The sequence below is a fragment of the Roseovarius sp. genome (genome assembly GCF_965228755.1).
Classification (GTDB): domain Bacteria; phylum Pseudomonadota; class Alphaproteobacteria; order Rhodobacterales; family Rhodobacteraceae; genus Roseovarius.
Genome location: NZ_CBDDIG010000005.1, coordinates 1610008 through 1622813, shown reverse-complemented (window position 1 = coordinate 1622813; position 12806 = coordinate 1610008). Strand labels below are relative to the sequence as shown.

Genomic DNA, 12806 nt, shown 5'->3' with positions numbered 1-12806 from the left:
AGGGTGGGTGAGAGTGGGTCATTACACCAGAACCGCGCCGGAGCTGCTGATCGCGTCCTTGGTGGAGGCGTTCTCGCCCAGCAGCATCTTGTTGTGCGGCTCGCCCGACGGGATCATCGGGAAGCAGTTCTCGTGCTTCTCGACGAGGCAGTCGAAGATCACCGGGCCGTCATGCTCGAGCATTTCCATGATGGCGTCGTCGAGCTCGGTCGGATCCTTGCACTGGATGCCCTTGGCGCCGAAGGCCTCGGCCAGCTTGACGAAATCGGGCAGGGCCTCGGACCAGGAATGCGAGTAGCGCTCGCCGTGCAGAAGCTCCTGCCACTGGCGGACCATGCCGAGGCGTTCGTTGTTCATGATGAACTGCTTGACCGGCAGGCGGAACTGCACCGCGGTGCCCATCTCCTGCATGTTCATCAGCCACGACGCCTCGCCCGCGACGTTGATCACCAGCGCGTCCGGGTGCGCCATCTGCACACCGATCGAGGCCGGGAAGCCGTAGCCCATGGTGCCCAGGCCCCCGGAGGTCATCCAGCGGTTGGGGTCGTTGAAGCCCAGATACTGCGCCGCCCACATCTGGTGCTGGCCGACCTCGGTGCAGATATAGCGGTCGTGATCCTTGGTCAGCTCCTCGAGGCGCTGGAGGGCGTATTGCGGCTTGATGGTCTTGCCCGCCTGCGTGAAGGCGAGGCAGTTGACCTTCTTCCACTCGTTGATCTTCTTCCACCACTTCTCGATCCCCTCGCGGTTGGTCTTGCGGCCGCGGGATTTCCAGATCTTCAGCACGTCCTCGAGTACGTGGGCGATGTCGCCGACGATGGGGATGTCGGTCTTGATGACCTTGTTGATCGAGGAGGGGTCGATGTCGATATGGGCCCGGGTGGAATGCGGGCTGAAGGCGTCGACGCGGCCGGTGATCCGGTCGTCGAACCGGGCGCCCACGTTGATCAGCAGGTCGCAGTCATGCATCGCCATGTTGGCCTCGTAGAGACCGTGCATGCCGAGCATCCCGAGCCAGTTGTCGCCCTTCGCCGGGTAGGCGCCGAGGCCCATGAGCGTCGAGGTGATCGGCACGCCGGTGGCGTCGACCAGCTCGCGCAGCAGCTGGCTGGCGGCGGGGCCAGAGTTGATCACGCCGCCGCCGGTATAGAAGATCGGGCGTTCGGCCTGTTCGAGCGCCTCGACCAGTTCGGTGATCTCTTCCATATCGCCCTTGACCTGCGGCTGGTAATGCGAGGTCTTGGCCCTTTGCGGGGGCGTGTACTCGGCGCTGGCGAACTGCACGTCCTTGGGGATGTCGACCAGAACCGGGCCGGGCCGGCCGGAGGTTGCGACATGGAAGGCCTGATGCAGGACGTTGGAGAGGTCCTTGGTGTCGCTCACCAGCCAGTTGTGCTTGGTGCAGGGGCGGGTGATGCCGACGGTGTCGGCCTCCTGGAAGGCGTCGTTGCCGATCATGAAGGTGGGCACCTGCCCCGAAAGGACGATGAGCGGGATCGAATCCATCAGCGCGTCGGTGATGCCGGTGACCGCATTGGTGGCGCCGGGGCCCGAGGTGACGAGGCAGACGCCGGGCTTGCCGGTCGAGCGCGCATAGCCTTCGGCCGCGTGCACCGCGCCCTGTTCGTGGCGGACGAGCACGTGGCGGATGTCGTTCTGCTGAAAGACCTCGTCATAAATCGGTAGCACGGCGCCGCCGGGGTATCCGAATACGACGTCCACACCCTGATCCTTGAGGGCCTGAACCACCATTTTCGCTCCGGTCATGTGACGTGTCATCTTGATTTGCTCCGTTTATGACGTGTCTGTCGCTGCGCATAAAAAAGCCCCCGGGTTTCGGGGGCGCATGGGGTACCGTTATGGTGTCCGTTACCGGCCCATGCGCCATTTTCCTACCAGAATTACGATCGAACCGATCATCGGAAGCTCCTGTCTGCGTGCGCGGGACATTATGGCGGGGGATGGGACCCGTCAACCGCTGAGAACGGGGTTGGCCGAAAAAAATGTCGCAGGGCGGCGGGTTTGCTTTCCGGATGTTGCGCAGGAACGGGGGTTGCGGACAGGGGGTGTCAGGGTCGGCTGGTAGGAGAGGGGCGAGAGGGCTGAACCGGGAGACAGCGGCATGATCAAGTATTACTATCCGAATGGCGACCATTGCTACCGCGCGTTGCATACGGCGCACGCGGTCTATCACGATGCCGAGGGCCGGCTGATCGCGCGGGCGATGCGGCCGGACAACAGCGAGCTTTACGAATTCGAGATCGTGGCGTTCGAACTGGTCGAACCGGGAGTGCGCTGTACCTGAGCCGGCGATACCGGGTGAGGGGGCGGAATTTTTCCTACAGCGCGCGGGTTTTCGCGAAAGGGACACATGGATTTTACAGGAATCACCGATTGCGGAGGATGATGAAGCAAGGGAGATTCCAGCCATGAAAGATGTAGACCTGAACCGGGTATCCGCCGACGAGTGGGACGAGTTGAACGACCCGCGCCCCGAGGGGTGCGAGTTCGACGAGGTGGTCGAGCGCGCGCTGTCGCGGCGCGGCTTCCTTGGCGGAGTCGTGGCCTTCGGTTCGGGCGCGGCGGCGATGGGCACGGCGCAGCTGCTGGGCGGGGCCGCCGAGGCGATGGAGCACTCGCGCTTTCCCTTCACCCCGATCGCGGCGCAGACCGATGCCACGGTGCACGTGCCCGAGGGCTACCAGTGGGACGTGCTGGTGCGCTGGGGCGATCCGCTGTTTTCCGACGCGCCGGAGTTCGATCATGCCACCGGCGGGGATGCCGAAAGCGCCGACCGGGTGTTCGGCGAGAATACCGACGGGATGGAGACATTCGTGCATGAGGGCCACGAGCTGATTGCCGTGAACCTCGAATACACCAATCGCGATATCAACCTGCCCCAGTCCGAGGAGGGCGTGCCCGCCGGGCTGGACGACGTGCGCAAGCTGCAGAAGCTGCAGGGCGTGACGGTGATGGAGGTCGAGAAGGGCGAGGGCGGCTGGGGCGTCGTGGTCGACAGCCCGTATAACCGGCGGATCACGCATCTGACGCCGATGACGATTGCCGGGCCTGCCGCCGGGCATGAGCTGCTGAAGACCGAGGCCGACCCGAGCGGGACCGAGAGCCTTGGCACGTTCAACAATTGCGGCTCGGGCAAGACGCCGTGGGGGACGTATCTGACCTGCGAGGAGAACTTCAACGGGTATTTCGGGGCCACCTCCGAGGCTGATGTGCCGGAGGCGGTGCAGGCCGGGTACGAGCGCTACGGGATCGGGGCCGATGGCTGGGGCTACGATTACCACAAGTGGGATGACCGGTTCGACACGGCGAAACACCCCAACGAGCCGCACCGCGCGGGCTGGGTGGTCGAGATCGACCCGGCGGACCCGGAGAGCACGCCGGTCAAGCATACCGGCCTTGGCCGGTTCAAGCACGAGAATGCCGAGGTGGTGCTGGCGCCCGACGGGCGCGTGGTGGTCTACATGGGCGACGACGAGCGGGGCGAATTCATGTACCGCTTCGTCTCGGACGCGGCCTATGCGCCGGGCGGGTCGACCGGGGGGCTGCTGGACGAGGGCACGCTCTACGCCGCGAAGTTCAACGATGACGGCACCGGCGAATGGCTGCCGCTGACGCCGGAGAGCACCGGCATGGAAAGCCTGGCCGAGGTGCTGATCTTTGCCCGGATGGCGGCCTCGAAGGTCGGAGCCACGACGATGGACCGGCCCGAGTGGATCGCCGCCAACCCGCATGCCGTCGAGGCCTATTGCTGCCTGACCAACAACAAGAACCGCGGCGTGAAGCCCAACGCGGGCGGCGACGAGACGCCGGTGAACGGGCCCAACCCGCGCGAGACCAACAATTACGGCCAGATCGTGCGCTGGCGGCCGCATGAGGACGACCACGCCGCCGATACGTTCGACTGGGATCTCTACGTGATGGCGGGCAACCCGGACGTCTACCAGAACGTCTATGGCGGCTCGGAGAACGTGACCAACGGCAACATGTTCAACTCGCCCGATGGCATGGCCTTCGACAGTGCCGGGCTGGTGTGGATCCAGACCGATGGCGACGACAGCAACGAGGGCGAGTTCGCCGGCATGGGCAACAACCAGATGCTGGCGGGCGACCCGGTGACGGGCGAGATCGCGCGGTTCCTCACCGGGCCCAGGGGTTCGGAGGTCACAGGGCTCACGTGGTCGGCGGACCGGACGGCGATGTTCGTGGGCATCCAGCACCCCGACGCGCCCTTCCCCGATGGCGAGGGCAAGTTGCCGCGCTCGTCGGTGGTGGTTGTCTGGCGCGAGGATGGCGGGCTGGTCGGCTGAGCCCGGGAAAATGACGGCCCCGGTGTGTCGCGACGCCGGGGCTTCTTCTTGGGGACAGTATCCCGGGGGAGACGTTGAAAGTCGTCCCGACTTTCAACGCTAGGAGCAGCGCCCCCTCGACCGCCCCCTAAAGCGAAACGCCGGTGCCCTGCAGCACGCCGTGTTCCAGCGCATAGCGGGTGAGGCCCGCTGTCGAGCTGATGCCGAGCTTGCGCTTGATGTTCTTGCGGTGGGTTTCGACCGTGCGGATGGAGATGTCGAGGTCGTGCGCCACCTCGCGGTTCGAGCGCCCTTGGGCCAGTTGCAGCAGGATCGTCTGTTCGCGGTTGGTGAGCTGCTCGCGCAGGCCGCCCTCGCGCGGGGCGAGGGAACCCTGGGCGCCGGTGCAGAGGTAGCGGCGGCCGGCGACGACGGCGTCGATGGCGCGCTTGATTTCCTCGGTGGGCACGTCCTTGAGCACGTAGCCCTGCGCCCCGTGGCTGAGCGCCGAGGTGATGTATTCCGGGCTGTCATGCATCGACAGGATCAGGATGCGCGTTTCGGGGCGGCGTTCGAGGATGATCTCGGTGGTCGAGAGCCCGCCGATGCCGGGCATGTTGAGGTCGAGCAGGATGACATCGGGCTGCAGTGTCTCGACGTTGTCGATGATCTGCTGGCCGGTCGAGAGCGTGGCGATCACCTCGACGTCGTCGTAGCTTTCCAGGATCGACTGGATGCCTTCTGCGACCATCGGGTGATCGTCGACGATGACGATGCGGGTGGGCGTGTCGGTCATGCGCTGGCCTTGGTGCTGGTATCGGAACGCTCCTGCGGCGGCAGGAGGTGGGTGAGGGGCACGGAGGCCTCGATCACCGTGCCGGATTTGCTGGACAATATTCTGAGCGTGCCGTCAAGCTGCTCGATCCGTTCCTGCATGTTGCGCAGGCCGAGCCCGCCATTGACGGTGCTGTCGCGGCGGCCCGACTGGTCGAGGCCGCGGCCGTTGTCGGTGATCCTGAGCGTGGCGCCGCGGGCGTGGCCCCGCAGGTCGATCGACACGCGGCTGGCGCCGGCGTGGCGTTCGACATTGGTCAGTGCCTCCTGCGCGACGCGGTAGAGGGCGATCTTGGCGTCGCCGTCGAGCCGGTTGCGGAAGACGACGGTGTCGAACTCGGTCTCGATGCCGGTGCGCTGGCCGAAATCCTCGGTCAGGGCCTTCAGCGCCGGGCCGAGGCCGAGGTCGTCGAGCACGCCGGGGCGGAGGTCGCGGCTGATGCGGCGCACCTCCTGGATGGCGCCCGAGAGATAGGAGATGCCCTTGTCGAGATGGTCGGCGGCGCGGGCGTCGTCCGCGGCCATCCGCCGCCGGGTGGTGTCGAGCGCGTAGCGGACGCCCACGAGGATCTGGCTGATCCCGTCATGCAGTTCGCGGGCGACGCGGCCGCGCTCTTCCTCCTGCGCGTCGAAGACACGTTGGGTGAGTTTCTTGAGCTTGGCATCGGCCAGCCGGCGTTCGCGGATGTTGATGAAAAGCCCGGTGACGAAGACCAGCAGCAGCGCCGCGATGGTGATGCCGCCGATCCAGACGAAGGTGCGCCGGACCCGGGCCTCGACACCGGCGCGGGCGGCGGACACGGTGGCGAGCACGTCGTCGATGAAGACCCCCGTGCCGATCGCCCAGCGCCAGTCCTGCAGCCCGATCACGTAGGTGACCATGCGGGCGGTCTCGCCGGTCGAGGGTTTGCGCCAGTCGTAGCTGTGATAGCCGCCGCCGGTGCGGGCGAGGCGGATCAGCACGTCGGTGACGGGGGTGCCGTTCTCGTCGGTGAGCCCGGTCCAGTTGCGGTTGATCAGGTCGGTCTGGCGGGGGCTGACGAGGTTGGTGCCATCGTAGTCGTAGACGAAGAAATACCCGTCCTGGCCATAGAGCATGGCCGCGAGGATCTGGGTGATCTGAAGCTTGGCCTCCTCGTCGTCGGGCGCCGCGCGGCCGTAGATGTTGAAGAAGGAGGTCCGGGCGATGGAGAGGTAGTTCTTCAGCTCGGCGCGTTTGGCGGCGATAAGCTGTTCCTCGAGGTTGCGGATCTCCCGTTCGGCCAGCTGGCGCGACTCCAGCGTCACGATCACCGAGATCAGCACCGCCGCGACGACGAGCGGCAGGGTGGCCACGAGAAACAGTTTCTGGCCGTAATTCAGGCGGATAAGGTCACGCAAGCCCCGCATGCCGAATCGATAGACCGAATCCCCGCCGTTGCCCAGAGTTTTGCCGGTTCTGCGGCGTTCTGCCCGAAATTTGCGCGCGCGATTCGCGTGGCGGACAGGTTTCTACGCAGTAGTCGGTATTCCCATGTACGCAACACCGCGTTACTGTCTTTGCACTTGCAACGATCCGCGCGCGGGCCGCAAGAGCCCGGAGCGCCATGACTGAATCGGGAGGAGACACCACATGGATCGTCGTTCATTTTTGAGAAATACCGCGCTAGGCGGCACCGCCGCGGCGGCCTCGAGCCTTGCGGCACCGGCCATCGCGCAGGACAGCCGCACGCTGACCATGGTCACCACCTGGGGACGTGGCCTTGCCGGCGTGTTCGACGCGGCGCAGCGGGTGGCCGATTCGGTCAACGCCATGACCGATGGCGCGCTGACCATCGACGTTAAAGGCGCAGGCGAGCTTGTGGGCGCGTTCGAGGTGTTCGACGCCGTGACCGCCGGCCAGGCCGACATGTATCACGGTGCCGACTACTACTTCGTCGGTCAGCACCCGGGCTATGCCTTCTTCACCGCCGTGCCCTTCGGCATGACTGCGCAGGAGCTGGTGAACTGGTACTATTTCGACGGCGGCATGGAGCTGCATGACGAGCTGGGCCAGATCTTCGGCCTGAAGAGCTTCCTTGCCGGCAACACCGGCGCACAGGCCGGCGGCTGGTTCTCGAAGGAAATCAAGAGCCCCGAGGATTTCAACGGCCTCAAGTTCCGGATGCCGGGCCTTGGCGGCAAGGCACTGGGCAAGCTGGGCGCGAGCGTTCAGAACATCCCCGGCGCCGAAGTGTACCAGGCGCTGTCCTCGGGTGCGATCGACGGCACCGAGTGGATCGGGCCCTGGGCGGACGAGAAGGCCGGTTTCCAGGAGATCACCAAGATCTACTATACCGCGGGCTTCCACGAGCCGGGCGCCGGCCTGTCGGTCGGCACCAACCGCGAGGTGTTCGAGGACCTGTCGCCGGCGCATCAGAAGATCATCGAGATCGCCTGTGCCGAGGCGCACCAGTGGAACCACGCACAATTCCTGTCGAACAACGGTTCGGCCCTGCAGCGCCTGCAGTCGAGCGGCGTGCAGACCATGGAATTCCCCGACAGTGTCTGGGACGCGTTCGGCCAGGCCTCGCAGGCCGTGCATGACGAGAACATGGGCGACGAACTGTACAAGAAGATCTATGACAGCGCGATGGCCTCGATGAAGTCGTCCTCGGCATGGATCCAGAAGTCGACCGGCGCCTACGTCGCACAGCGCGACCGCGTCCTGGGCTGATCTTCGGCTGACCCTGAACAGGGCGGGCCCCCGGGCGGGGCCCGCCTGACTGCATGACAAGACGGGCATCAACAGCCCGCAAGACGCGAACAAAGGCGCGGGGGACCCATGCTGGACGCCATTGTCTGGTTCTTCAAGAACATCGGTCTGGCCTTCTACAACTTCTTCTACGCAATCAGCCATCCGGGATTGTGGCTGGACTGGTCGAACAGCGAAGCGATCATGCGCGTCGTCTATTACGGCGGGTCGGTCGAATTCTTCTTCGTCGTGTTCACGGCGATCCTGATCGTGACCGCCGCCGGGCTCTGGTGGAACGGGTTCATGTGGGGCTGTGTCAGGGTGCTGGAAGGCTTTGCCAACGTCGTCGGCCGGTTCTTTGCCTGGGCGGGGCTGATCATGGTGCTGCAGCAGGTGATCATCGTCTTCGTGCAGCGCATCTTTGCCCGGCCCGACATCTCGATCGGGTTCGGCATACCGCTGGAGATGGATATCAGCTGGTGGGCCGAGGAGCTGAAGCTTTACAACGCGATGGTCGTGGCGCTGTGCTGTACCTACACGTTCGTGCAGGGCGGGCATGTGCGGGTCGACCTGATCTATTCGGCGGTGAGCCATCGCACCAAGCGGGTGATCGACATGCTGGGCAGCCTGCTGTTCATGCTGCCGATGGCCGTCCTGATCTGGATGTACGGCTGGTACTTCCTCTGGCGGCACCTGATCACGCCGAAGCCCTCGGCCTCGGACACGCTGGACCGGCTGTTGATGAAGGCCCGCGCGGTGCGCTGGAACGTCGAGACGATCGGCTTCAGCCCCAACGGGTTCAACGGGTATTTCCTGTTCAAGATCCTGCTGGTGGCGTTCGCGGCCATGATCTTCATCCACGCCATCGCGTTCTTCTACCGATCCTACCTCGAATGGAAGGAAGGGCCGGAGAGCGAAAACAAGTACCTCGACAAGGATACGCTTGGCGAGGGCGAAGAAGCCTATGAAGGCACGCATTAAGGGGGCAGGGGACAATGCTTTTCGGACTTGATGGCGTCGAAGTCGGCCTGATCATCGTGTTCCTGTGCCTCTTCGGGGGCATTCTGTCGGGCTTTCCGGTGGCGTTCGCCATCGGCGGGGCCGGGGCGATCTCTTTCGCGATCATCGCCGCGCTCGACAGTGCGGGGCTGCTGATCCACCAGGCGATCGACCCGACATCGCAGGCTTACAACGCGCTGGTGAACAGCGGCGTGAAGCCGGAAACCATATCCATTTTCCGATACCCGGACTTGCCACGCATAGGCATGCCGGTGTTCGACCGCGGCTGGGAAACGGCGCTGGATCGCAACATCTCGTTCATCGTCAACCGTATGAACGAACGGGTGTTTGCCGGCCAGTCGATCGAGACGCTGCTGGCGGTGCTGATGTTCGTGCTGATGGGCATCACGCTGGAGCGTTCGAAGATCGCCAACGACCTGCTGACCACGATGGCGCGGGTCTTTGGCCCGCTGCCGGGCGGCCTGGCCGTGTCGGTGGTCGTGGTCGGTGCCTTCCTTGCCGCCTCGACCGGGATCGTGGGGGCGACGGTGGTGACGATGGGGCTCTTGAGCCTGCCCACCATGCTCAGGCACAATTACAGCCCCGAGATCGCGACCGGGGTCATTGCCGCGTCGGGCACGCTGGGGCAGATCATTCCGCCCTCGATCGTGATCGTCCTGCTGGGCACGCTGGCGGGCGACCTCTATTCCGTCGCGCAGGAGAACCGGGCCATCGAGGCCGGGTGTTCGGACGCGCTGACCTACCTGGGCGAGCCGGCGGTGGTTTCCGTGGGAACGCTGTTCCAGGCGGCGCTTCTTCCCGGGATCCTGCTGGCGCTGCTTTATGCGCTCTATGCCTTCGGCTATGCGCTGCTGAACCCCTCGCGGGCGCCGGCGGTGGATGACCTGGGCCAGACCAATGCCGAGCCGATCACGCGCGGCGAGGGCTTTACCTGGTTCATCGGCCTGCCGGTGGCGCTGATCGCCGGTCTGCTGGTGTTCTCGGAAGTGGGTGTGGTCGGGTCGCAAAGCCTGGTCGTCGACAGCTATTCCGACCAGGGCGACGCCGCGAGCCTGCGCACCAATGTCGGCCCCGATTGCAAGGAGGCGATGATCGAACTGCACGGACAGGCGGCCTGGGACAGGGCCGTGGCCGAGCAGTCGGCGATCGACGAGGCCGGCGGGGTGACCGCATCGCACCAGTTGTCGGACGAGGAAATCGCCGAGAAACGCGCGGCCAAGATCGCCAATGCCGCGCCGATCGGCACCGGGGTCGCCACGATCCTGCTGCTGTTCGCACTGGTGCTGGCGGTGGGGCGTGGGGTCATGCCCTCGGCCAGCCCGGCGCCGCTGCTGGTGGGGGCCGTGGGGATTGTCCTGGGCCTTCTGGTGGACCTGCTGCTGATCGGGCCGCAATGGAGTGCGGGCGGTGCGCTGATGGCGCTGCTCATCCCCTATGCGCTGGCGATCTATGGATGTGTTCATGCCGCCATCCGGATGTCGAAGAACGAGCTGATCCGCGTGGTCTTTCCGCCGCTGATCCTGATCGTGGCGGTGCTGGGTTCGATCCTTGGCGGGATCACCAACCCGACGCCGGCGGCCGCCCTGGGGGCGGCGGGCGCGATCATGCTGGCGGCCTATCGCAAGCTGCGCGACGAGGAACGTTCGGGCAAGATCATCATCTTCGCCACTCTGGCCATCGGCCTGGCGATCCTGATCGGCATCAACTTCGACCTGCGGATCAACAATGCCGACGTGAGCTTTGATACCTGGGTGGCGTTCTTCTTCGCCTATGCCGCGTATATCTATGCCGCGTTCGGGCTGTTCTTCGCCTGCTGGGTGCTGTTCACGGGTGGCGTGCTGACGCCGGTGGTGCGGGAGACCGCGAAGGTCACGTCGATGGTGTTCACCATCCTGATCGGCTCGCAGCTGCTGAACCTGGTGGTGATCTCCTTCGGGGGAGAGCATTACATCCAGCAGTTCCTGCGCAGTTACGACAACGAGTTCACGGTGTTCCTGATCGTGATGCTGGTGCTGTTCATCCTGGGTTTCGTGCTGGACTTCCTCGAGATCATCTACATCGTCATCCCGATCGTGGGGCCGGTGATCTATGGCGGCACGTTCGACCCGAAATGGGTGACGATCATGATCGCGGTGAACCTGCAGACCTCGTTCCTGACACCGCCATTCGGCTTTGCGCTGTTCTACCTGAGGGGCGTGGCGCCGAAGGAGGTGACGACGGGGCATATCTACCGCGGGGTGGCACCCTTCGTGCTGATCCAGGTGGTGGGGATCGCGATATTGTGGTTCTTCCCGTGGATCGTGACGATCGTGCCGCAACTCATCGGTGGATGAGCAAGAGGCCCCGGCCGCCGAGGAAACCCGTGGGTTTTCCGGTGGCCGGGGCGCGGGGCCGCAGCGCGGTGGCGTTCGGCCCCGTGACGGGGTTCAGAGAAAGCTGAAAAGCGCCCTTGCCTTGCGGCGGGGGCGTTCCTCTTTCCGGGCGCCGCCGGTGAGCAGGCTCATGGCCTGTTCGCTGCGCATGCGGCGGCCGATCTGCATGTAATGCGCGGTGTCGATGGAGCCGTCGGGGCGGGTCTTGATCTCGGTGGTCATGGTCCTGGTCCTTCCGTTGCCTGGGACCATGTGAGCACGGGTGGGAGCGCGGCGCTTGAAGGGGGTCTTGCGAAGGCCTTGTGCTTTCCTTGTGATTTGTCGAAGGCGGTGGATTCTTGTTGCGCGGGCGGCTTGAAGGGTCGTTATCCTTGGCGCATGATCCATCGTTTCGCCGATTGCACACTGGATACCGGACGCCACGAGCTTTGCCGCGATGGCATGCCGGTTCACGTGGAGCCGCAGGTTTTCGCGCTGCTGGCCATGATGGCCGGGTCGGGCGGGGAGGTGGTGAGCAAGGACGAGCTGATCGCGCGGGTCTGGAAGGGGCTGAACGTGTCGGATGCCACGATCAGCGCGCGGATCAACGCGGCGCGCAAGGCGGTGGGCGATGACGGCACCGCGCAGCGGGTGATCCGGACGGTGCCGAAGCTGGGGTTCCAGATGGTCGCGCCGGTGACGGTCGAGGGGGCGGCGGGGCCGGCGAAAACGTCTGCGGCGCCGGCGATCCGTTACGTGGCCTCGGCGGATGGCGAGCTGATCGCCCATGCGCATCACGGGGCGGGGCCGCCGCTGGTGCGGGTGGGGCACTGGCTGTCGCATCTCGAGCTGGACTGGGACTGCCCGGTCTGGCAGCCGCTGATGGCGCGGCTGGGGGAGCATTTCACGCTGTACCAGTATGACCAGCGGGGCACGGGGTTGTCGACGCGGGATACGGGCAACCTGTCGCTCGATGCCTTCGCCGACGATCTGGCGGCGGTGGTGGAGGCCAACGGGCTGACGCGGGTGGCGATCTTTGCCGCCTCGCAGGCGGTGCCGGTGGCGCTCAGGTTTGCCGCGAGGCACCCCGAGCGGGTCAGCCGGATGGCGCTTTACGGTGGCTATTCGGTGGGCCGGGTCTATCGCGAGGCGGCGCCGGGGGAGGTGGACGAGGAGACGATCCTGGGGCTGATCCGGGCGGGCTGGGGGCGCGAGGGGTCGGCGTTTCTGAACGCCTTCTTGGCGCTGTTCATGCCGGATGCCACGCCGGGGCAGGTGAAAAGCATCGTGCGCATCCAGCAGCAATCGGTGTCGGCGGAGAGCGCCGTGCTGCTTCGGCAGGCGGTGGACCGGCTGGTTGCCGAGGACGACCTGGCCCATGTCAGGGTGCCGGTATTGCTGGCCCACGCGCGGGAGGATGCGATCCACCCGTTCAGCCAGAGCCAGAGGATGGCCGCGAAGCTGCCCGATGCGCGGCTGATGATGCTGGACACGCGAAACCACATGCCGCTGCCGCAGGAGGAAAGCTGGGAGAAGCTGATGCAGGCGGTGATTTCGTTTTGCTTGGGTGACGGCTAGGGC

10 protein-coding genes are annotated in these 12806 nt (G+C 65.3%); 6 read left to right on the top strand and 4 right to left on the bottom strand.

What is annotated here, in order from left to right:
• Window positions 1–21: 21 nt before the first annotated feature.
• Complete coding sequence (locus tag ACO07J_RS11545; RefSeq protein WP_422028964.1) at window positions 22–1779, bottom strand: acetolactate synthase 3 large subunit; 1758 nt, start codon at window positions 1777–1779, stop codon at window positions 22–24.
• 343 nt (window positions 1780–2122) lie between these two features.
• On the opposite strand from ACO07J_RS11545, the gene ACO07J_RS11540 reads away from it, so the two are divergent.
• Both ACO07J_RS11540 and ACO07J_RS11535 read left to right on the top strand, forming a co-directional pair.
• The gene (locus ACO07J_RS11540) at window positions 2123–2305 is read left to right on the top strand and encodes a hypothetical protein (RefSeq protein ID WP_422028962.1); all 183 of its coding nucleotides are present in this window, start codon (window positions 2123–2125) and stop codon (window positions 2303–2305) included.
• A 124-nt stretch (window positions 2306–2429) separates the two neighbouring features.
• Window positions 2430–4328 carry a PhoX family protein gene (locus ACO07J_RS11535; protein ID WP_422028960.1) on the top strand — a complete coding sequence of 633 codons (1899 nt, stop codon included), beginning with the start codon at window positions 2430–2432 and terminating at the stop codon, window positions 4326–4328.
• A gap of 127 nt (window positions 4329–4455) precedes the next feature.
• Here ACO07J_RS11535 and ACO07J_RS11530 read toward each other — a convergent pair whose 3' ends face one another.
• Window positions 4456–5103 (bottom strand): response regulator, encoded by a 648-nt coding sequence (locus ACO07J_RS11530; protein WP_422028958.1) that lies wholly within the window; start codon window positions 5101–5103, stop codon window positions 4456–4458.
• Window positions 5100–6530 (bottom strand): cache domain-containing protein, encoded by a 1431-nt coding sequence (locus ACO07J_RS11525; protein ID WP_422028956.1) that lies wholly within the window; start codon window positions 6528–6530, stop codon window positions 5100–5102. The genes ACO07J_RS11530 and ACO07J_RS11525 overlap by 4 nt, the downstream gene beginning before the upstream one ends.
• Window positions 6531–6753: 223 nt before the next feature.
• Between ACO07J_RS11525 and ACO07J_RS11520 the strand changes: the two genes are divergently transcribed.
• From ACO07J_RS11520 to ACO07J_RS11510, 3 genes are all read left to right on the top strand, one after another.
• On the top strand, window positions 6754–7836 hold the full coding sequence (locus ACO07J_RS11520; protein ID WP_422028954.1) for a TRAP transporter substrate-binding protein: 1083 nt from the start codon (window positions 6754–6756) through the stop codon (window positions 7834–7836).
• 108 nt (window positions 7837–7944) lie between these two features.
• Window positions 7945–8835, top strand: a complete 891-nt coding sequence (locus ACO07J_RS11515) for a TRAP transporter small permease subunit (RefSeq protein WP_422028952.1) — start codon at window positions 7945–7947, stop codon at window positions 8833–8835.
• Between the two features lie 14 nt (window positions 8836–8849).
• Complete coding sequence (locus ACO07J_RS11510; protein ID WP_422028950.1) at window positions 8850–11207, top strand: TRAP transporter large permease; 2358 nt, start codon at window positions 8850–8852, stop codon at window positions 11205–11207.
• Window positions 11208–11300: 93 nt separating this feature from the next.
• Here the strand turns inward: ACO07J_RS11510 and ACO07J_RS11505 are convergent, their stop codons facing one another.
• Complete coding sequence (locus ACO07J_RS11505; protein WP_422028948.1) at window positions 11301–11468, bottom strand: hypothetical protein; 168 nt, start codon at window positions 11466–11468, stop codon at window positions 11301–11303.
• Between the two features lie 156 nt (window positions 11469–11624).
• On the opposite strand from ACO07J_RS11505, the gene ACO07J_RS11500 reads away from it, so the two are divergent.
• Window positions 11625–12803 carry an alpha/beta fold hydrolase gene (locus tag ACO07J_RS11500; protein WP_422028946.1) on the top strand — a complete coding sequence of 393 codons (1179 nt, stop codon included), beginning with the start codon at window positions 11625–11627 and terminating at the stop codon, window positions 12801–12803.
• Window positions 12804–12806: the final 3 nt, after the last annotated feature.

What these genes read in the sequence shown, in the direction of transcription:
- ACO07J_RS11535 (WP_422028960.1), top strand. Translation starts at nt 2,430, where the DNA reads ATGAAAGATGTAGACCTGAACCGGGTATCCGCCGACGAGTGGGACGAG.
- ACO07J_RS11510 (WP_422028950.1), top strand. Translation starts at nt 8,850, where the DNA reads ATGCTTTTCGGACTTGATGGCGTCGAAGTCGGCCTGATCATCGTGTTC.
- ACO07J_RS11545 (WP_422028964.1), bottom strand. Translation starts at nt 1,779, where the DNA reads ATGACACGTCACATGACCGGAGCGAAAATGGTGGTTCAGGCCCTCAAG.
- ACO07J_RS11505 (WP_422028948.1), bottom strand. Translation starts at nt 11,468, where the DNA reads ATGACCACCGAGATCAAGACCCGCCCCGACGGCTCCATCGACACCGCG.
- ACO07J_RS11530 (WP_422028958.1), bottom strand. Translation starts at nt 5,103, where the DNA reads ATGACCGACACGCCCACCCGCATCGTCATCGTCGACGATCACCCGATG.
- ACO07J_RS11540 (WP_422028962.1), top strand. Translation starts at nt 2,123, where the DNA reads ATGATCAAGTATTACTATCCGAATGGCGACCATTGCTACCGCGCGTTG.
- ACO07J_RS11520 (WP_422028954.1), top strand. Translation starts at nt 6,754, where the DNA reads ATGGATCGTCGTTCATTTTTGAGAAATACCGCGCTAGGCGGCACCGCC.
- ACO07J_RS11525 (WP_422028956.1), bottom strand. Translation starts at nt 6,530, where the DNA reads ATGCGGGGCTTGCGTGACCTTATCCGCCTGAATTACGGCCAGAAACTG.
- ACO07J_RS11515 (WP_422028952.1), top strand. Translation starts at nt 7,945, where the DNA reads ATGCTGGACGCCATTGTCTGGTTCTTCAAGAACATCGGTCTGGCCTTC.
- ACO07J_RS11500 (WP_422028946.1), top strand. Translation starts at nt 11,625, where the DNA reads ATGATCCATCGTTTCGCCGATTGCACACTGGATACCGGACGCCACGAG.